Source organism: Streptomyces sp. NPDC046759 (assembly GCF_040645475.1).
GTDB lineage: Bacteria > Actinomycetota > Actinomycetes > Streptomycetales > Streptomycetaceae > Streptomyces.
Genome location: NZ_JBEYYJ010000012.1, coordinates 37,352 through 55,355, shown reverse-complemented (window position 1 = coordinate 55,355; position 18,004 = coordinate 37,352). Strand labels below are relative to the sequence as shown.

Annotated in this window: 16 protein-coding genes; 7 read left to right on the top strand and 9 right to left on the bottom strand. The window is 72.5% G+C overall.

Translation table 11 applies throughout. The features are described 5' to 3' along the window. Nucleotides 1-52 precede the first annotated feature (52 nt). Nucleotides 53-1,930, bottom strand: a complete 1,878-nt coding sequence (locus ABZ919_RS18095) for a hypothetical protein (protein WP_361248494.1) — start codon at nucleotides 1,928-1,930, stop codon at nucleotides 53-55. A gap of 345 nt (nucleotides 1,931-2,275) precedes the next feature. On the opposite strand from ABZ919_RS18095, the gene ABZ919_RS18090 reads away from it, so the two are divergent. Further along, nucleotides 2,276-3,058, top strand: coding sequence for a putative protein N(5)-glutamine methyltransferase (locus ABZ919_RS18090; protein WP_361248492.1), 783 nt, complete (start codon nucleotides 2,276-2,278; stop codon nucleotides 3,056-3,058). Nucleotides 3,059-3,070: 12 nt separating this feature from the next. On the opposite strand, the gene ABZ919_RS18085 is transcribed toward ABZ919_RS18090, so the two are convergent. Continuing rightward, the gene (locus ABZ919_RS18085; RefSeq protein WP_361248490.1) at nucleotides 3,071-5,143 is read right to left on the bottom strand and encodes a SpoIIE family protein phosphatase; all 2,073 of its coding nucleotides are present in this window, start codon (nucleotides 5,141-5,143) and stop codon (nucleotides 3,071-3,073) included. 290 nt (nucleotides 5,144-5,433) lie between these two features. Here ABZ919_RS18085 and ABZ919_RS18080 point away from each other — a divergent pair, with 290 nt between their 5' ends. Both ABZ919_RS18080 and ABZ919_RS18075 read left to right on the top strand, forming a co-directional pair. After that, nucleotides 5,434-6,315, top strand: a complete 882-nt coding sequence (locus ABZ919_RS18080) for a hypothetical protein (RefSeq protein ID WP_361248488.1) — start codon at nucleotides 5,434-5,436, stop codon at nucleotides 6,313-6,315. A gap of 94 nt (nucleotides 6,316-6,409) precedes the next feature. Further along, entirely contained in the window at nucleotides 6,410-6,781 is a 372-nt protein-coding gene (locus tag ABZ919_RS18075; protein WP_361248486.1) for a hypothetical protein, read from the top strand. Nucleotides 6,782-6,793: 12 nt separating this feature from the next. Here the strand turns inward: ABZ919_RS18075 and ABZ919_RS18070 are convergent, their stop codons facing one another. Then, nucleotides 6,794-7,207: a tautomerase family protein gene (locus ABZ919_RS18070; protein ID WP_361248484.1), complete on the bottom strand. Its 414-nt coding sequence runs from the start codon at nucleotides 7,205-7,207 to the stop codon at nucleotides 6,794-6,796. A gap of 160 nt (nucleotides 7,208-7,367) precedes the next feature. Here ABZ919_RS18070 and ABZ919_RS18065 point away from each other — a divergent pair, with 160 nt between their 5' ends. Beyond that, nucleotides 7,368-9,383: an NADPH-dependent 2,4-dienoyl-CoA reductase gene (locus tag ABZ919_RS18065; protein ID WP_361248482.1), complete on the top strand. Its 2,016-nt coding sequence runs from the start codon at nucleotides 7,368-7,370 to the stop codon at nucleotides 9,381-9,383. A gap of 31 nt (nucleotides 9,384-9,414) precedes the next feature. Further along, nucleotides 9,415-9,960, top strand: coding sequence for a PadR family transcriptional regulator (locus ABZ919_RS18060; protein ID WP_361248480.1), 546 nt, complete (start codon nucleotides 9,415-9,417; stop codon nucleotides 9,958-9,960). A 21-nt stretch (nucleotides 9,961-9,981) separates the two neighbouring features. Here the strand turns inward: ABZ919_RS18060 and ABZ919_RS18055 are convergent, their stop codons facing one another. Together ABZ919_RS18055 and ABZ919_RS18050 are read right to left on the bottom strand one after the other, a co-directional pair. Continuing rightward, entirely contained in the window at nucleotides 9,982-10,563 is a 582-nt protein-coding gene (locus ABZ919_RS18055) for a hypothetical protein (RefSeq protein WP_361248478.1), read from the bottom strand. 181 nt (nucleotides 10,564-10,744) lie between these two features. Then, complete coding sequence (locus ABZ919_RS18050; protein ID WP_361248476.1) at nucleotides 10,745-11,719, bottom strand: fibronectin type III domain-containing protein; 975 nt, start codon at nucleotides 11,717-11,719, stop codon at nucleotides 10,745-10,747. A 550-nt stretch (nucleotides 11,720-12,269) separates the two neighbouring features. Here ABZ919_RS18050 and ABZ919_RS18045 point away from each other — a divergent pair. After that, nucleotides 12,270-12,971, top strand: a complete 702-nt coding sequence (locus tag ABZ919_RS18045; protein ID WP_361248474.1) for a glycoside hydrolase family 75 protein — start codon at nucleotides 12,270-12,272, stop codon at nucleotides 12,969-12,971. Nucleotides 12,972-12,993: 22 nt separating this feature from the next. On the opposite strand, the gene ABZ919_RS18040 is transcribed toward ABZ919_RS18045, so the two are convergent. The 4 genes from ABZ919_RS18040 to ABZ919_RS18025 all read right to left on the bottom strand — a co-directional run bounded on the left by ABZ919_RS18040 (nucleotide 12,994) and on the right by ABZ919_RS18025 (nucleotide 16,575). Next, a complete protein-coding gene (locus ABZ919_RS18040; protein ID WP_361248473.1) occupies nucleotides 12,994-13,404 on the bottom strand; it encodes a PTS fructose transporter subunit IIA in 411 nt (136 codons plus the stop codon). Next, complete coding sequence (dhaL, locus tag ABZ919_RS18035; protein WP_361248471.1) at nucleotides 13,401-14,006, bottom strand: dihydroxyacetone kinase subunit DhaL; 606 nt, start codon at nucleotides 14,004-14,006, stop codon at nucleotides 13,401-13,403. The genes ABZ919_RS18040 and dhaL overlap by 4 nt, the downstream gene beginning before the upstream one ends. Before the next feature lie 67 nt (nucleotides 14,007-14,073). Next, complete coding sequence (dhaK, locus tag ABZ919_RS18030) at nucleotides 14,074-15,066, bottom strand: dihydroxyacetone kinase subunit DhaK (protein WP_361248469.1); 993 nt, start codon at nucleotides 15,064-15,066, stop codon at nucleotides 14,074-14,076. 678 nt (nucleotides 15,067-15,744) lie between these two features. Then, the gene (locus tag ABZ919_RS18025; protein ID WP_361248467.1) at nucleotides 15,745-16,575 is read right to left on the bottom strand and encodes an enoyl-CoA hydratase/isomerase family protein; all 831 of its coding nucleotides are present in this window, start codon (nucleotides 16,573-16,575) and stop codon (nucleotides 15,745-15,747) included. Between the two features lie 492 nt (nucleotides 16,576-17,067). Here ABZ919_RS18025 and ABZ919_RS18020 point away from each other — a divergent pair, with 492 nt between their 5' ends. Continuing rightward, nucleotides 17,068-17,820, top strand: coding sequence for a maleylpyruvate isomerase family mycothiol-dependent enzyme (locus tag ABZ919_RS18020; protein ID WP_361248466.1), 753 nt, complete (start codon nucleotides 17,068-17,070; stop codon nucleotides 17,818-17,820). Nucleotides 17,821-18,004 lie beyond the last annotated feature (184 nt).

Below are 18,004 nucleotides of genomic sequence, written 5' to 3'. Positions count from 1 at the left end.
TGGATGAAGAAGGCGGAGGAACAAGGCGGAGGAACAAGGCGGACAGGGCGGGTCAGAAGAAGGTGACGACGCGGTTCTGCCGCCGGGTGGGGCGGCGGCCCCGGCCGGTGCGGGGGCTCACGCCCGCGGGGGTCTGCCCGGCGGGGGTCTGCCCGGCGCCGGTCAGACCGGCCCGGTACAGGCCGTAGGCGATGCGCCGCTCGGCGGCCGCGGTGAGTTCGTCCCGCAGCGGTCCCTCGCGCAGCACCGCGCCCGGGCCCAGCAGGGCCTCGACCACGGCCAGGGCGCCGACGGTGTCCCCGTGGTCCAGCCGTTCCCGCACACCGGTGAGGCAGTCCGGACGCCGGTGCGCCTCGTCGATGACCCGCAGACAGGGCAGGGGCGGCCCGCCGAGCGCGGCCAACAGCTCCTCGCGCCGGATCTCGTCCGGGTCGTGGTCCAGCGGTACCAGAACACCGTCGACCAGGCCGATCCAGTGCGTGGCTCCCCTGCACTCCACCTGGCGTGCCGGTGCCACCGGGTCCGGATCTCCGGCCGCATCGAAGGCCGCCTCACCGGGCACCAGCGCGGCGGCGACCAGGGGATGCAGCCGGTCCGCGCCGATCAGCCCGGCACGCAGCAATTCCAGATCGGGCACCACCCAGGTGGCCGCGTCGGGCAGCACCGGCACGGCGGAGAGTCCGCCCGCTGGAACCTCCCCGACGATCCGCAGGCGCGGCGCACCGCCGCCGACCGCGCCCTTGCCGGGGTGAGTACGGCGAGGGAGTCCGGGTGGTGCCGAGGGCTCGCTCGACTGGCCGGTGCGGCGCCGCAGTTCGGGTGGGGCTGGTGGCGCGCCGGCCGGGCCGGGTCGGCACGGGAGTTCGGGTCCGGCGGGGAAAGTGCCGGTGCCGCACGGTGGTCCGGGGAGGGCCGTGGGCACGCCGGTCGGGCCAGCCCCGCGCGGTGGTCCGTGCGGGTCCGGGGGCGCGTTGGCCGGGTCAGCCCCGCGCGGCACTTCGTGCAGGTGCGGGGCCCCGTCGGCGGGGTCGGCCCTGAGCGGTTGCCCGGGCCGGTCCGGGGTCCCGCCGGCCGGATCGGGTCCGCGTCGCAGCCCGTACAGCCCCGGGGACCCGTCCGCCGGGTCGGACCCGCGCCGCAGTCCGGGCAGCTGCGCGGACCCGTCCGCTGGGGCGGAGCCGCGTCGGTGCTCGCCAGGAGCCGGGGCTCCGGCTGCGTCCGGCGCCGGTGCCAGGAGCAGCCGGCGGCGGCCGAGGCGTACGACGAAGGTGCCCGCGGACCGTCCTTCGGCGCGCAGCAGGATGGCCGCCTCGGCCGCCCACCGGTCGACGGCACAGCCGTGCCCGGGCGGCGCGAGCCCCAGCGGATCGCTGTCCGGCGGTGCGGGGGCGTCGGCCCCCGACCGGTCGCGCAGCTCACCGGCCCTGCTCGCGTCCCACAGGTGCCGGTGCAGATCGAGCCGGTAGCGGCGGTTCGGGCGGGGATGCGGGTGGTGGCCGGCGGCCGGATCGGCCGGATCCCACAGGGCGAGACCGATCCGCTGACCGGCGTCCGCCCAGGCCGGCGGGGTACGGGCCACGAGGTGCAGCGGGCCGGCCCGCCCGGGCCGCTCGTACCGGGCCAGCGTCAGGGTCAGTCCGGGGCGCAGCAACCCGTCGGGTGCGATCCTCGGCATGTGCCAGCGCAGCAGGTCGGGTGCGAGACGGCGGAGGTCGGCACGGAGCCGGCCTGCCGTCTCCCGGCCGTGGGCGCGGGCGACGGAACGCAGATCCAGTGTGACGTCGATCCGGGCGGCGGCGCAGGCCCCGGCCCAGTCCCCGGCCGTGCGGCGGCCGGTGGCCAGTTCGATCATGGACGGTGGCACGGCGTACGTCCGTACGCGCAGCCACATGGAAAGCCGGGAGTCCCCGTGCGCGGCGGAAGGGAGCATCAGCGCTCACCTTGCGCGGACGGGACCTCCGATCTCTGAGTCGCGTGAGTCGTCATCGCCGGGAGCGTAGCCGCGCATCCGGCGGCGCGTCACCCGGTTTTCCCGGCAACCGGGCGCGGGCGCCGGGCCGTCCGCGTCCGGTTGCCGGGCGTGGCGGAACAGGGCGTTGGGGTATGGTTGCCGTCCGGTCGCGGAGGGTCGCGGCCCCGATCGCCGAGGAGGTGGGACCCATCACCGCAGTGTCAGCCGGGGTGCTCTCCCCTCAGGACGACGCGGTGCACCGGCAGCGGTGACCGTGCGGAGCGCCCAGTGGTTCCGCGCTCCTCGAAAGGCTTTTCGGCTTCCATGCCCTCTCTTTTCCCGTCTCCCGACACCGTCGTCTCCGCCCTGCGCGCCGCCGGGTGCGTCTTCGCCGAGGAGGAGGCGGAGTTGATCCTGGCCACCGCCCGCACGCCCGGGGATGCGGCTTCGATGGTGGAGCGGCGCGCCGCCGGTCACCCGCTCGAACTCGTCCTCGGCTGGGCCGAGTTCCACGGACTGCGCGTCACGGTCGAACCCGGGGTGTTCGTACCCCGCCGCCGCACCGAGTTCCTGGTCGACCAGGCGCTGGCCCAGGCGCCGTACGCGACCGTGGTCGTGGACCTGTGCTGCGGATCCGGCGCGCTCGGCGCGGCCCTCGCCGACGCACTGGACGGTGCCGAGGTGCACGCCGCTGACATCGACCCGGCCGCCGTACGGTGCGCCCGCCGCAACCTCGCCGCCTTCGGCGGGCAGGCCCACCAGGGCGACCTCTACGACGCGCTGCCCGCCGCGCTGCGCGGCCGGGTCGGCATCCTCACCGCCAACGTGCCGTACGTCCCCACCGCCGAGTTGCCCCTGCTCCCGGCGGAGGCCCGCGAGCACGAGCCCCGCGTCGCCCTGGACGGCGGTGCGGACGGCCTGGACCTGCTGCGCCGGGTGGCAGCCGGGGCCACCGAGTGGCTGGCACCCGGAGGCTGCCTGCTCACCGAGACGAGTGAGCGCCAGGCACCGGCGGCCGTACGGGCCCTGACCGAGGCGGGCCTGAGGACCCGGCCGGCGGTCTCGGAGGAGCTGTCCGCGCACGTGGTGATCGGCGTACGGCCCTGATCTCCGCCCCGGCTACGGGAGTTCCTGCGCCCGGGCGATGAGCAGGGCGACGTCGTCGTGGTTGTCGGGGTGGTGCAGGGTCCGCAGGAGGAGGTCGCAGATCTCCTCCAGGGGCCGGGCCGGGTCGCCGAGCAGGGACAGCAGGAAGTCCAGGCGCTCGTCCAGGGAGTGGCAGCGGGTCTCCACCAGCCCGTCGGTGTAGAACACGAGCTCGTCGCCGGGCTCGAAGTCGACGGTGACGGTGGAGAACTCGACCCCGCCCACCCCCAGCGGCACCCCGGTCGGCAGTTCGAGCAGTTCCGGCGGGCGGCCCCGGCGGACCCGGGCCGGTGGAAGATGGCCGGCGTTGGCGATCCGGCACTGCCGCAGATGCGGATCGTGGACGGCGTACACACAGGTGGCGATGGAGTGGTCCAGCGCCGAGGTGGTCTTGTCCAGGTGCTCCAGCAGCATCGCCGGGTCGAGGTCGAGGGCGGCCAGCGTGGTGGTCGCCGTGCGCAGCCGGCCCATGGTCGCGGCCGCGCTGATCCCACTGCCCATCACATCGCCCACCACGAGCGCGGTCTTGCCGCCCTCCAGCGGGATGACGTCGAACCAGTCGCCGCCGACCTCGCTGGTGGCCCCCGCGGGCTGGTAGCGGGAGGCCACCTCGAGGCCGGTCATGAGCCGCGGATGACCGGGCAGCAGACTGCGCTGGAGGGTGAGGGCGGTGTTACGGGCGTTCTGGTACCAGCGGGCGTTGTCGATCTGGACGGCGGCGCGGGCGGCCAGCTCCCGGGCGAGCAGGACGTCGTCCTGGTCGAACGGCGCCGGATTGCGGGTGCGCTTGAGGTCCAGGGCGCCGAGCACCTCGCCGCGCGCGATGAGCGGCACTACGAGGTAGGAGTGCAGTCCCGCCCGGCCGAGCAGTTCGACCGCCTCGGGGCTGCGGGCGATGCGCGGCAGGTCCTCGTCCTTCACGTGCGGCACCAGCACCGCCTCGCCGGTACGTACGCACTCGGTGACCAGGCGGTCCGGTGCGTACCGGGCGATGGCGCCTGGCGGGTCGGCGGCCCGTACGGCGTCCGAGCCGTCCTGCGGGCGCACCGCGAGGGCCTGGATCACCGCTTCCTCCGACGGGCCGAGCGTGCTGCGCCGGCCCCCCACCACCGCGTCCAGCAGGTCCACGGCGGCCACGTCGGCGAGTTCCGGTACGGCGACCTCGGCCAGCTCGCAGGCGGTGCGGTCCAGTTCGAGCGTCGTACCGATCCGGGTCGTGGCGTCGGCGATGACGGCGAGCCGGCGCCGGGCGGCCTCCCGCTCGACGGCGGCCCGGTGCTGCTCGGTGATGTCGACCACCGACACCGCCACGCCGAGCACGTTGCCGGTGGCGTCCTCGAGCCGGTAGAGCGAGAGGGCCCACGTGTGCTCCCGGTCGGGGTCGGCGGGGGTGCGGCCGAACAGCATGTCGTCGATCACGGGCACACCGGTCTCCAGCACCAGGCGTGCGGCGGACTCCACGGGCGCCGCGTCCAGCGTCGGCAGTGCCTCACCCACGGTCCGTCCCACGGTCTCGGCGGCCGGCACCCCGTTGATCTTCTCGAGGGCGGGGTTGACCGAGACGAAGCGCAGCCTGGTGTCCAGGACGGCGTAGCCGATCGGCGACTGCTTCACCATCCGCTCGGACAGCGCCACGTCCTGCTCGAGACGCCGTACGGTCGACTGGTCGGCGGCCAGGCCGAGCGCGTACACGTCACCGCGGTCGTCCAGCAGCCGCATGTTGCGGAACTCCACCAGCCGGGTGCTGCCGTCCTTGTGCCGGATCGGGAAGCCGCCGGCCCAGCTCTGACCCGTGCGCATGACATCGGCCCAGAGCCGGCCGACCAGCTCCAGGTGCCGCTCGTGCACCATGAGCCGGGCGGCGTACTGGCCGAGGGCTTCCCGCGCGCTGTATCCGAACAGCTCCTCCGCCTGCGGGCTCCACAGCACGATCCGCCCGTCGGTGTCCAGCACCACGGACGCGACGCCCAGCACGTCGAGGAGACCGCCGGGCCGAACCGGTTCCGGCTCGCCGCCGGCCGTCGCCGGAGCCTCGGCTGCACTCATGCCATGCACCGCCTTCCGCACGGCACGTACTCCCCCGTGCCGACTCCCCTTGTTCCACCGCGCTCACACCCGACACACCGGCGCCTCGGCCGCTGCCTCCACCATCTCTCACCACAGCAGCACGCGTCCGGTGAAGCCGGCGCGGCGACTCCTCACCCGGACATCGTGCACGCCGCTGCTGCGGACCGGGAGAGTTCACGCTCATGTTGCTGTATTGGCCTGTACATGACTAATGCGCCACGCCAGACTGTCCGCCGACCGAGTGCCCCCACCCGTCCGAGGAGTCGGCCATGCCCGCGTCCGCCCGGCAACGTTGTCACGCAGTTCTCGCCGGACTCGTCACCCTCGCCACCGCCGCCGTCGTGTCCCTCTCCGTACCCGGGTCCGCCGCAGCGGCCGACACCTGGACCGAGACCGGCTCGGACCGCGCCCGCCCGCTGGACGAGAGCCAGGGACTGACCTCCGTCGAGGTCCCGGCGAACAGCCCCAACCGGTACACCGGCGTCGGCACCATTCCGATCGGCGTCTCCAGCCGCGGCTGGAACCACGTCGGCGATCCCGATGCCTCCTACAACGGCTACTACATCGAGCCCTATCAGCGGGACTCCGGCGACACGAAGATGTACCGCGTCCAGGCGCCCGACGGCACCTGGTCGGAGTACGTCCACACGCTCAGCCCGGGCGAGGCCCTGAACAACTCCTGGGACGCGATCTCGCCCGACGGCCAGTGGATGCTTTCGGGTGAATGGGGCACGATGAACCGCCTGCTCGTCTTCCCGACCCCCGGTGTCAACCCGTCCACCTCGCCCGCGGCGAATCTCCCGCAGGCCTCGACGGTCAACCTGGACCACCCGGTCCGTGACGTCCAGGGCTGCGACTTCTCCGGCCCCACCACGCTGCTGTGCTCCTCCGACGACCCGGACGGCAGCCTCTTCGGCATCACCAAGCCGCTGCTCCAGATCGACCTTTCGGCCCCGCCGAACGGCTCGGCGGACGTCACCGGGCATGTCACCGCCCTGCGCCAGCTGCCACTGCGCAGCTCCTGCTCCGGCACGTTCGAGGTGGAGGGCATCGACTACGACCGGCGCACCGGTGTCCTGCGCGTGATCGTGATGTCGCCCGGCTTCTGCATTCTCACGGACAGCAAGACGTACAAGTTCTCCCGCGGCTGAGGTGTGCCGGCCGGCCGCTGGTGCTTTCCTGGGGATGGACGCGGTTCGGCGGGGTACCCCGTTCCACCGCGGCGCGGCACGAAAGGAGCGATCAATGGCACACACGGAGCGGTCGCACCCCGAAACCGTCACGGTGGAGATCAGCGGTTCCAAGGAGGACGCCCGTCTCGTCTTCGACGCGCTGAGCTCCTGCTTCGCGTCCGACCGGGGCGCGGACGAGGTGCCTCAGCAACTCCACGAGGTACGGCCGATGGTGTGGCTCGGCACCTATGACGTCGCGGACGCCCGTGGGCCCGGCTGCCCACCGGTCCACCTCGACGCGTCCGTCCAGGCGGACGTCCAGGGCGGCTACTGGGCCGTGGACCGGTTCCGGCACACCCTGGACTCGATGTTCACCGTCGAGGAGACCTGCACGGCCTCCGGAGACCAGGAGAGGGACCTGCACCTGCGGCTGCAGAGCCGCTGATCCGCCCCTGTCCTACGGCTGCGCCCCGGCCGGCTCTGCGCCGGCCGGGGCGTACTGTGCCTCGCCGTCGCCGAAGGACCAGTCCACGAGTGTGTTCTCGGTGACGGTGATGACCACGTTGCGCGGCTCGGTCCCGGTGCGCTCGTGCACCAGGTCGGCGATCCGCCGGTACAGCGCGGTCTTCTGCTCCGCGGAGCGCCCCGCACGCATGGTGATCGCCACGAACACCACCGAGTCGTCCTTGCGAATGCCCAGGTAGTCGTCGTGACGCAGCATGCTGGTGACGCCGTCGTGGCTGGTCAGCACCTGGAACCGGTCCGCGGGCGGAACGCCCAGCGTCTCCACCAGGGCGTCCTGGACGGCTTGGCCGAGTGCGTCGAGCCGGGCGGGGTCGGTGCCGAGCGTGTCTATCCGGACGAAGGGCATGGTGAAACGTCCTTTCGGAGCGGGTCGAGTGCTGATCCGTGTGTACATACTAGTAGGTACAGAGTGGTCGGTGTCACCCCCTTGAGGTTCTGCAACTAATTGCATAATCGGGGGGTCTCCTCTACAACAAGAGGCGACGACACCGCGCACGGAGGGCCCGATGAGCCGTTACCCGCATCTGATGACCCCGCTCGACCTGGGCTTCACCACCCTGCCCAACCGCGTGCTGATGGGCTCCATGCACGTCGGTCTGGAGGAGGCCGAGCGCGGCTTCGAGCGGATGGCGGCGTTCTACGCGGCCCGCGCCCGCGGCGGAGTGGGCCTCATCGTCACCGGCGGCATCGCGCCCAACGACGAGGGCCGGCCGTACGAGGGCGGGGCCAGGCTCACCACCGAGGCGGAGGCCGAGCAGCACCGGGTCGTCACCGAGGCCGTGCACCGCGAGGGCGGCCGCATCGCCATGCAGATCCTGCACTTCGGGCGGTACGCCTACCACCAGGACCTCGTCGCGCCGAGCCCGCTGCAGGCGCCGATCAGCCCGTTCGTGCCCCGTGAACTGAGCGACGCCGACGTCGAGCGGACCATCGACGACTACGCCCGCGCCGCCCGCCTCGCCCGGCAGGCCGGCTACGACGGCGTGGAGATCATGGGCTCCGAGGGCTACCTCGTCAACGAGTTCATCGCCGCGCAGACCAATCGGCGCACCGACCGCTGGGGCGGGTCGTACGAGAACCGGATGCGCTTCCCGGTCGAGATCGTCGAGCGGGTCCGCGAGGCCGTCGGCGAGGAATTCATCGTCATCTACCGTCTCTCCATGCTGGACCTGGTCCCGGGCGGCTCCTCACTGGAGGAGGTGATCGCCCTCGGCAGGGCGGTCGAGTCCGCCGGGGCGACGATCATCAACACCGGCATCGGCTGGCACGAGGCCCGCATCCCCACCATCGCCACCTCCGTCCCGCGCGGCGCCTACACCTGGGTCACCAAGAAGCTCATGGGTGAGGTGTCCGTGCCGCTGGTGACCACCAACCGCATCAACACCCCCGAACTCGCCGAGGAGTTGCTGGCCGGCGGCTACGCGGACATGGTCTCCGTGGCCCGTCCGATGCTCGCCGACCCCGACTTCGTCGCCAAGGCCGCCGCCGGCACGCCGGAGGCCATCAACACCTGCATCGGCTGCAACCAGGCCTGCCTCGACCACACCTTCAGCGGCAAGATCACCTCCTGTCTGGTCAACCCGCGCGCCTGTCACGAGACCGAGCTGGTGCTCTCCCCGACCCGGCTGAAGAAGCGCGTCGCCGTCGTCGGTGCCGGTCCGGCGGGCCTCGCCTGCGCGGTCTCCGCCGCCGAACGGGGTCACGACGTCACCCTCTTCGACGCCGCGGGCGAGATCGGCGGACAGCTCAACGTCGCCCGGAAGGTCCCCGGCAAGCAGGAGTTCGACGAGACGCTGCGCTACTTCCGCCACCAGCTCGACGCCCACGGAGTCGACGTACGCCTCGGCACCTGGGTCACCGCCGAGACCGTGGACGGCTACGACGAGGTGGTCGTGGCCACCGGCGTCACTCCGCGCACCCCGGACATCCCCGGTGTCGACCACCCCCGCGTCCTCGGCTACCTCGACGTCCTGCAGGGCGGCGCTCCCGTCGGTGAGCGGGTCGCCGTCCTCGGCGCCGGCGGCATCGGCTTCGACGTGGCCGAGTACCTGACCGACGGCGGCGACAAGGCGAGCGAGGACCCGCAGACGTACTTCCGCAACTGGGGCGTCGACATGGACTACCGGGTGCCGGGCGGTCTCGCCGCGCCCGAGCGGCCCGCGCCGCCCCGCCAGGTCCACCTGCTCCAGCGCAAGACCACCAAGGTCGGCGCGGGCCTCGGCAAGACCACCGGCTGGATCCACCGCACCGAACTCAAGCACCGCGGCGTGACCATGGTCCCGGGCGTGCGCTACGACCGGATCGACGACGCCGGCCTGCACATCACCGTCGGCGAGGAGAGCACCGTCCTGGAGGTCGACACGGTGGTCCTGTGCACCGGCCAGGAGCCCCGCCGCGACCTCTACGACGAGCTGGCCGCCGCCGGACGCAGCGTCCATCTGATCGGCGGGGCGGACGTCGCGGCCGAGCTGGACGCCAAGCGGGCCATCAAGCAGGGCACGGAGCTGGCGGCGGCGCTGTAGGTCCCGTGGGAACCGTCCCTAGGATGAGGCCATGTCACTCCCGCACGCGATCCTCACCGCCCTGCTGGAAAAGCCGTCGTCGGGACTGGAGCTGACCCGCCGGTTCGACAAGTCGATCGGCTACTTCTGGTCCGCGACGCACCAGCAGATCTATCGCGAGCTGGGGAAGCTGGAGGCCGAGGGCCTCATCCGCGCACTGCCGGCGGAAACGCCGGCCCGCGGGCAGAAGAAGAGTTACGAGGTCCTGCCCGCGGGCCGCGCCGAACTGGCCCGCTGGTCCGCCGCCGCCCAGGACCCCAAGCCGCTGCGGGACACGCTCCTGCTGCGGCTGCGGGCGGCGGCGGTGGTCGGCACGACGGGTCTGGAGGCGGATCTGCGCCGGCATCTGGAGCTGCACCGAAGGCAGTTGGCCGAGTACCGGGAGATCGAGGAGCGCGACTTCCCGCCGGAGCGGGACGCCCCCGAGGACCGGCTGCGCCACCTCGTGCTGCGGGCCGGCATCGACCTGGAGACCTTCTGGACCCGGTGGCTCACCCAGGCGCTGGCGGAGTTCGCCGAACTGCCCGACGCCGGCTGAGCCGTGCTGCCGGCCGGTGCGTCAGAGCCGGTACGGCTTCGAACGGCGGCGCAGATACCAGCCCGTGGCGATGCCTCCGGCGCACACCAGGGCAGCGCCGATGCCCACCGTCAGCGGACCGTAGTCGCGGGCCGCTCCGCCCAGGCCGCCCAGCACACCCCGGGACGGTCCCGGCGAGGCCGTCGACGAGATCGCCGGCGCCGAGGCGGACGGATCCGGCGCCGAGGCGGACGACTTCGGCGCCGAGGCGGGCGAGACGATCACCGACTGGGTGCCCGCCGTGCTGCCGCTGGAGCAGATGACGACCACGGTGTACGTACCCGGGCCCACTCCCGACCAGGCCGCGGACTGGCTGACGGTCGTGCCCGCCAGGGGCACCCGCCGGCCCTCGGCGAAGTTCGCCTGCTTGCTGGTGAGCAGGGCCGCGTTGCCCCAGCTGCCGTTGATCTCGGAGCACGCGCTGGTGACCACCGAGACGGCGGACCCGGTGGTGCTGACGGAGATGCCCGAGACCGCGGCGGACGGCCCGGCGAGGAGGGCCGGGAGTGCCGCGGCGGCCGCCAGGGTCAGTCCGGAGCGGACGAGGAGTCGCGAGGTGTGCATGGGCTGGCCTCCGGCGGCACGGTCGGCGGTACGTCCCATGCGCCGCCGTGGGTCGGGAAGCGTCCGTGCTGCCTGGTCAGCAGCCAACGCGGCCGTGCGGGCACCCGCACCCGGGACACACCCGGTCGGGTGACGGCCTCCTTCCTCCGGCGCAGGGCGGCACGCCGTGGGGATGCGCCGGTCAGCCGCCCGTGGTCACCGTCCGCTGCGCCGACCAGCCGCCCCAGGTGCCGTCCGGCAGCCGAGCCCGTAGCCGCACCCGGTGTTCCTGCCCCGCGGTGCGGCCCACGTAGAAGCTGTAGCCCGCCCGTCCGTGCGGGGGCGTGCCGCCCCACACCAGCGAGGTCGCCGCGGCGCCGTCGAGCAGGATCCGGTACTCGGTGACGACCCCGTCCACGCGGGGCGGGTCCCAGGACAGGTCGATGTAGTACGCGCCGCCGGTGTGGTGGGTCGTCGCGGCGAAGCCGACCGGCGCGGTGCCCCGGCCGTCGTCGGTGCCCGGGGTGGTCACGGGGACCGGGGCGCTCGCGGGGGAGACGTTCTCGGCGGCGTCGCGGGCCCGCACCGTGAACACGTAGCCGGTGCCGGGGCGCAGCCCGGTGACCACGGTGGCGGTCTGGTCCCCGCCGACCGTGTGGATCTTCGCGTCGCCCTGGTACACGTCGTACGACACCACGCCGCGGTCGTCCCGGGACGCGCCCCAGGACAGCTGGACCTCCCGGCCGCCGAGGACCCGCCCGGCGGGATGCGACGGCCGGGTCGGCGCCGAGCGGTCGGCCGCCGCCAGGGCCGGTGTCCGCGCCCGCACCGCACGGCTCGGCGGCCCCAGCCGTCCCGCGGAGTCCCGGGCCCGCACGGTGAAGGCATACACGGTGGACGGCCTGAGCCTGGTGACGTCCACCATGTGCTGCGAGCCGGGTACTTCCTCCACTTTCGTGGTGCCCCGATATACCTGGTAGGCACGGACGCCCGGGGTGTCCGGCACCGCGTTCCACATCACATGCACACTCGTGGCGCTGCCCGCCTGCGCGGTGACCCCGGTCGGGGGGCCGGGCGCCCGGCCCTCGTCCCCGTCGGCGCCCCCGCCCCAGCCGCAGGACGTCACCAGCAGCAGGGCCGCGCAGACCGGAAGGAGCGGCCAGGGAACGCGTCGCACGGCTCTGCCTCCCGAGGACGGCGGCATCGGCGGTCACGTAAAGGTCCGGACCAATATGGCGCGGCGTGCACTCCCACGGCAAGGGGGCCGCACGGGGGGCCGGTGGGAGTCCGTGTGGGGGACGGGGCGGGTCCGGGCGGGTGACCGGGGCGGGTCCGCGTTGGTGACCTTGCCGCAGGGTTACGTATGCTGAGCTTCCCGACGGCTGAACTGCCCCGGAGAGCAGGGAAGTTCAGGCCTGTGGCGCGGACACGCTGTCGTCGCCGATCCCGCGCCCGCGCGGGCGGCCGGGGGTCCGGCCCGGCTTCGGTCCGGATCCCCCGGCCCCTGCTGTCGCCCTCGCTTCTCGTCACTCACCGCTACTTCCGTGGCCCTCGTTAGTCCTGTTGCGCCACTTCTCGTCCCTCATGAGGCGTCAGAAGCGTGCTCCATCCGGCCTCTTCGGGGCGGTCCGGACTGCCGGGGGCGCGGGCTCACCCCACAGTGTGCTGGATGTTTGCCCCATAAGGGCCAGATATCCGTTTTGTCCCCGAGGAGAGGGTCCCTCATCGTGCGTGTCCCGTCGCTGACGCTGGCCGCGGCCGGCGCCGCCCTGCTCGCCCCGGCCGCGCTGCCCGTCACGGCCGCAGCCGTCCCGCCCCGCGAACGGTCCGCGGCCCACGGCGAAGGCGCCGTCGCCGCCACCGACCTGCTGGCCCGGCTGGGTGAGTGCCACCAGATCTCCCGGGGCCGGTACCGCACCGACGCCGACCGCTCGGCGAAGGTGCCCGTCTGCGGCACCCGGGACGCCGTGTTCTGGAAGGCCGACATGGACATCGACTGCGACGGACAGTCCACCGCCCGTTGCAACCGCCGCACCGACCCGTCGTTCGCCGCCATGACCGCCTACCAGCAGTCCGACGGCCGTCATCTGAAGGCCGACTCCCTGCCCTACATCGTCCTCCCGCCCCCCAGCCGCATCTGGAACCCGCGCAAGGACGGCGTCAAGGGCGGCTCGGTCGCCGCCGTCCTGTACCACGGCCGGGTCCAGTACGCCGTGGTCGGTGACACCGGCCCGCGCGACGTCATCGGCGAGGCTTCCTACGCCACCGCCCGCGGCCTCGGCATCCCGAGCGACCCGCGCGACGGCGGCGTGCCCTCCGGCGTCACCTACGTCGTCTTCAAGCACTCGCACCTGGACCCGATCGAGGACCATGCGGCGGCGGTGTCCAAAGGGGCGCGGCTGGCCAGGCTGTTCGTCGCGAACAGGTGACCGGCCGCACCGCTCGGCACGCTCACACCTTGCGGTAGCCGTACGCCTCCGCCGCCGCGGCCTCCACCGCGTCCAGATCGGCACCGGTCGCGGCGGTGACCACCGCGGCCACCGCGCCCTCGACGAACGGCGCGTCCACCAGCCGGGCGCCGTCCGGCAGTTCGCCACCCTCGGCGAGCAGTGCCTTGACCGTGAGCACGGCACTGCCGAGATCGGTGAGCACCGCCACCCCGGCGCCGCGGTCCACCGAGGCCGCGGCGGCGGAGATCAGCTCGGCGCTGGTGCCGAGCCCGCCGCCCTCGGTGCCGCCCGCCGGGGCCACGGGCACCGCCGGCGCCCCGCTGGCCAGGCCCTTCGCCAGCTCGGCGACCGAGGCGGCCACCTCCGCACTGTGCGACACGAGCACGATCCCGACCACCTTCCCGTCCTTCACCGTCCGTCCTCCGACGCCTCTTCCAGCGCCGCGATCAGAAGCGCCGACGAGGTCGCCCCCGGGTCCTGGTGGCCGATGCTGCGCTCGCCGAGATAGCTCGCCCGGCCCTTGCGGGCCTGCAGCGGGGTGGTGGCCACCGCGCCCTCCTCGGCTGCGGCCCGCGCGGCGGCGAAGCCGTCGCCGAGCGCGTCCACGGCCGGCACCAGGGCGTCGATCATGGTCTTGTCGCCGGGGGCCGCCCCGCCGAGCGTCATCACCCCGTCCACGCCCTCGCGCAGCGCCTCGGCCAGCTGCTCCTCGCTGACCTCGGTGGCATCCCCGAGCGCCTTCCCGGTCCGGCGCAGCAGGGTGCCGTACAGCGGCCCGGACGCGCCGCCGACCGTCGAGATGAGCTGCCGCCCGGCGAGAACCAGCACCGCGCCCGGGGTGTCCGGCACCTCTTTCTCCAGGGCGGTCCGTACGGCCGTGAATCCTCGTTGCAGATTGCTGCCGTGGTCGGCGTCGCCGATGGCCGAGTCGAGGGCGGTGAGCCGGTCCGCCTCGCGGTGGACGGAGGCGGCGGTCGCCACCATCCAACGGCGGAAGAAGTCGGCGTCGAGCACAGGATCTCCTTGCGTGATAGGGGTGTTGGCCGCTGTGGCGGGGGTGGTGGTCGCCTCGTCCGCGGTATCACATCCCCCAGCGCAGCGCGGGAGTCTTCACCGGAGCGTCCCACAGGCGCAGCAACTCCTCGTCGGCCTGGCAGAGCGTCACCGAGGCGCCCGCCATGTCCAGAGAGGTGACGTAGTTGCCGACGAGGACGCGGGCCACGGCGACTCCGCGTTCGCGCAGCACCCGCTGCACCTCGGCGTTGAAGCCGTACAGCTCCAGCAGCGGGGTCGCGCCCATGCCGTTGACCAGCACCAGCACGGGGCTGCGCGGCGGCATGTCCTCCAGGAGCGCGTTCACCGCGAAGTCGGCGATCTCCCCGGAGGTCATCATCGGCCGCCGCTCGCGTCCCGGCTCGCCGTGGATGCCGATGCCCAACTCCAGCTCCCCTTCGGGCAGTTCGAAGGTGGGGGAGCCCTTCGCCGGGGTCGTACAGGCGCTGAGGGCCACGCCGAAGCTGCGCGAGCTCTCGTTCACCTGTCGGCCGATCGCCTCCACGCGCTCCAGAGGCTGCCCCTCGGCCGCCGCGGCGCCCGCGATCTTCTCCACGAACAGCGTCGCGCCGGTGCCGCGGCGCCCGGCCGTGTACAGGCTGTCGGTGACCGCCACGTCGTCGTTCACCAGTACCTTGGCGACCTGGATGCCCTCGTCCTCGGCCAGCTCGGCCGCCATGTCGAAGTTGAGCACGTCGCCGGTGTAGTTCTTCACCACGAACAGCACGCCGGCGCCGCTGTCCACCGCCGCCGCGGCACGCGCCATCTGGTCCGGCACCGGCGAGGTGAACACCTCGCCCGGACAGGCGGCGGAGAGCATGCCCGGGCCGACGAAGCCGCCGTGCAGCGGCTCGTGCCCCGACCCGCCGCCTGACACCAGTGCCACCTGTCCGGCCACCGGAGCGTCCCGGCGGACGATCACCCGGTTCTCCACGTCCACGGTCAGATCGGGATACGCCGCCGCCATCCCGCGCAGCGCGTCCGCCACCACGGTCTCCGGCACGTTGATCAGCATCTTCATGGATACCTCCTGGTGAGGCCAACAGACGGGCCTCTGGCAAGTGTCTTTGCTGGTCAGTCTGGGTACGGTCGATTCTCGATCTTGGCGGGTGACGGCGGGCGCAAGGGGGTCGTGGTGGTCCGGACGCCGACTGAATGCTGACTTCCCTGACAGAGTGCCAGGTGTCCCTTGTCGATTGGTTGCGTTGCGGTCGGAACCCTGTCGGCAGTATCGACCTTGCAGCAGCGAAGGTCACGTGGAGCGGAGTAGATGTCCGCGAATGCCTTCCGGCGCCGTCGGCCGGTCGCGGTCGGTGTCGGCACTACGAGTGATCCTGACGCAGGCATGAGACCCGTGGGTCCGGCTGTGCAGGGCGACGACGGGCTGACGTCATGAGGGCGGTATGGGGCCTCTGACGCGTGAAGAGGCCCAGGTCGGCGCGGTGCTCGGCAGGGCTGGGTCGGCCGGGCCGCGGTGGAGCACCAGGGTTCGTCGGATGCCGTACCTTCCTCCCGTCCCGTCGGCAGGCCGGACCCCGGGTCGGAGGCTGCCCGGGGTCCGGCCAGGACTGCTTGCGGCGATCCAGGAGAGGTGCTGTTGCGGCTGTGGTTGCCGAGTCGCCCGGTGCGCTCACTCATGCCGGACCTTAGCGAGCTTTGCTGAGGGCCAGGTCCCGCTCGGGGTGCTGTGTCGCAGGCGTCAGTTCCGGTTGCTCTCTGCGACCTGCCTGCCGAGGTCGAGTTCGACGCCGTCCGGCTTCTGCAGGCCTCCTTCGAACAGGCGCCGGACGCGGTGTTCGTTCACCGGCCGTCCTACCGTTCGGAAGTAGGCGTCCAGAGCGGATCCGAACTCTTCGTCCGGGATCCGGGTGCTCTCGTCGACGAGGGCTTTGGTTCCGGCTACGGCGGCCTTGTCGAACCCCGCGACACGGCGGGCGAAGGCATCGACGAAATCGTCCAGCTCGTCCTCGGGAAGGATGCGGTTGACGTAGCCGTACCGGGCCGCCAGCTCCGCCGGGAAGTCGTCGGCCCCGAGCAGGATCTCCATCGCGCGGCCCCGGCCCACCAGCCTGCTCAGGTGCCCCGTCGCGTTGCCGCCGGGCACGGCCCCGACACTGACCTCGAACTGCCCCAGGATTGCGCGGTGCCCGGCGAAACGGATGTCCGTGGCCAGCGCGAACTCACTTCCCGCTCCGCGGGTGCGGCCTTTGAGCGCGGAGATCGTGACGGCCGGGACCTTGCCGAGGCGGACGAAGTTGTCCGAGTAGGGATGGAGCCCCGTGGGGCCGGGTTTCATCGCGGCGATGCGTGATTTGTCCGCCAGGAAGTCGAAGTGCGCCATGAAGAAGGCGGGGTTGTCGCTGTCGAACACGACCACCGTCAGGTCAGGCGCCCGCTCCATCCGGTCCACCAGCGCGGCGAGTTGCTCGATGGTGTCCACGTCCATGAGGTTGATCGGGCCGTTGGAGAAGGTCACTTTCCAGTAGGACGGCGACACTTCGGACACGTGGAACTGCTGTGTGCTTGGCATGTGCCGCACGCTAGCTAACTATAGAAATGAAAGTCAAGCTCCATCGAAGGGGCGACGGGCGTATCGGTGCTTCTTGCGGTTGACGCAGTGGACGCAGTGGACGCAGTGGACGCAGTTGACGCGGTGAACCTGCCCGCGATCTGCTCGCCGTCGTTGTCGCCGGCCGGCCATGCGCGCCGTCCCACCTGCGGGCGGCGCCTCGGCGGCCGTTGTGGGCGGGTGCCGGGGTCCGGTCGCGCTGTGCGGACGTGGCCGGCTCGTGGTGAAGCGGCGGAACGAAACCCCCGTCGGGCCGATCGGGGGCGCCGAGTTGCCTTCCGTGTGCGCCGTCGCATCCGACGGAAGCATCTGACTTGCGAAACTCTAGTCTGCCGTGCATGCTTCCCTCCGGCCCCAGGGGCGGCGCTCAGACGGCCGCTTCCTGAATGCAGGGCCAGTTCCCTGGCGGCCGAGTCAACCGCCGTCACCAGCCCCGCCTTTCCGGAGGTCGCCGTGAATCAGCCCCCCGCTCCGTTGCCGCTCGCCACCGGCACCTATCTGGCCGTACTGCGCGAGGAGGCGGTGGCACTCGAGCGGCTGTTGCGCATCGCGGACCCGGGCGTCCCGGTGGCCACCTGCGGCAGTTGGAACATGCACGACCTGGGCACCCATCTGGGCCAGGCGTCCCGCTTCGCGGCAGCCGTGCTGAAGACCGGGGAGTTGCCCCGCGACCAGTTCGCCCCGCCTGCCGGGCAGCAGATCGCCGACTGGTACGCCGAGGGCGCGGCCACGGTGGCGGCCGCCCTGGAGGAGACCGAGCCCACCGCTCCGACCTGGGCATTCGGCTTCGAAGGCGCAGTGGCTGCGCTCTGGTTCCGGCGCGTGACCCAGGACACCGCGGTCCACCTGGTCGATGCCCAGCTGGCCCTCGGGGCCGAGGTGCACGTCGATCCTCTGATCGCGGCCGACGGAGTGGACGAGGTGTTCGCCGTGATGGTTCCCAGGGTCTGGGGCAGCGACGAGCACAAGCCGCTGCCGGCTCCCGTGGCGCTCCGTACCACCGACACGGGACACAGCTGGCTCATTCGGCCGGGCGACATCCCGCAGGCCCTGCCGGTGGATTCGGGTCCCGCGGCGGCCACGGTGGAGGCCACCGCAGCCGAGTTGCTGCTCGCCCTGTGGAAGCGGCAGGCCGCCCGACCGGAATGGATCAGCGGTGACATCACCGCGGCGAACGCCCTGCTGTCGGCCACGTTGACGCTCTGATTCATCGCTGCCCGGCCAAAACCGCCGAGGGGGTGCACCGCCCACCGGGCGGCGGGCCTCGTCGGCGTCGAACAGCACCTTCACTGCTCAAAGTCGAACAGCACCTTCACTGCTCAAAAGGGGGTGCGCCCGGCGTCGCGTCGATGAGCACTCATCGCTCCGACGAGCCGCCCGCGCTCTCACC